The organism is Paucilactobacillus wasatchensis, assembly GCF_000876205.1.
Lineage (GTDB): Bacteria > Bacillota > Bacilli > Lactobacillales > Lactobacillaceae > Paucilactobacillus > Paucilactobacillus wasatchensis.
Genome location: NZ_AWTT01000095.1, coordinates 1 through 872, shown reverse-complemented (window position 1 = coordinate 872; position 872 = coordinate 1). Strand labels below are relative to the sequence as shown.

Genomic DNA, 872 nt, shown 5'->3' with positions numbered 1-872 from the left:
TTAACACTGGTAATAACCGCAACGGCAGTTATGAGCGCTCGTTTGATACGAAGTACGGCCAACTTAACTTAACCATTCCTCGAGATCGCAATGGCCGGTTTGAAAATCATACCTTGCCAGCCTACGGTCGGCACAGTGATAATTTAGAAACAACGGTCATTCAGTTGTATACCAAGGGAATTACCACTGCTGAAATTGCCGAACTCATTGAGAAAATGTACGGTGCTCACTACTCCAAAGCCACGGTTTCCAACATGACTAAAGCCGTCAATGAACAGGTTCAAGCTTTCCAGCAACGTCGACTGGCTTCACAATATGCGGCCATCTTCTTAGATGCCACTTACTTGCCGTTAAAGCGGGATACCGTTCAAAAAGAAGCCGTTCATATTGCGATTGGCATTCGTCCAGATGGTACGAAAGAAGTGCTGAACTACCAAGTGGCGCCAACGGAATCGACTGGAATCTGGACTGAACTGCTGGGAACCTTGATCAAGCAGGGCGTTAAAGATGTGCTGTTGTTTGTGGCCGATGGGTTAGTTGGTTTGGATGAAGGCTTGAATCGGCATTTCCCTAAAGCCAAACGACAACGTTGCCTGGTTCATGTTGGGCGGAATCTGATGAACAAAGTTCGCGTAAAAGACCGCAAGGCCGTGATCAGTGACTTTAAACAAGTTCATCGGGCCGCCAACCGTGAAGCAGCCGAACTGAAACTGAATGAGTTCGCCAACAACTGGCATCAGACCTATCCCAAATTAATCAAAGATCTGCTTAAAATGCCGAATTTACTCACTTTCATGGACTTTCCACCAGCTATCCGGCAATCACTATACTCCACTAACCTGATTGAGAACTTTAATAAGCATCTCAAGCGC

General features: G+C 46.3%; 1 protein-coding gene. It reads left to right on the top strand.

Translation table 11 applies throughout. The features are described from left to right. The coding region (locus tag WDC_RS09260) for an IS256-like element IS1310 family transposase (RefSeq protein ID WP_044011561.1) at positions 1-872 on the top strand (872 nt) is incomplete at both ends.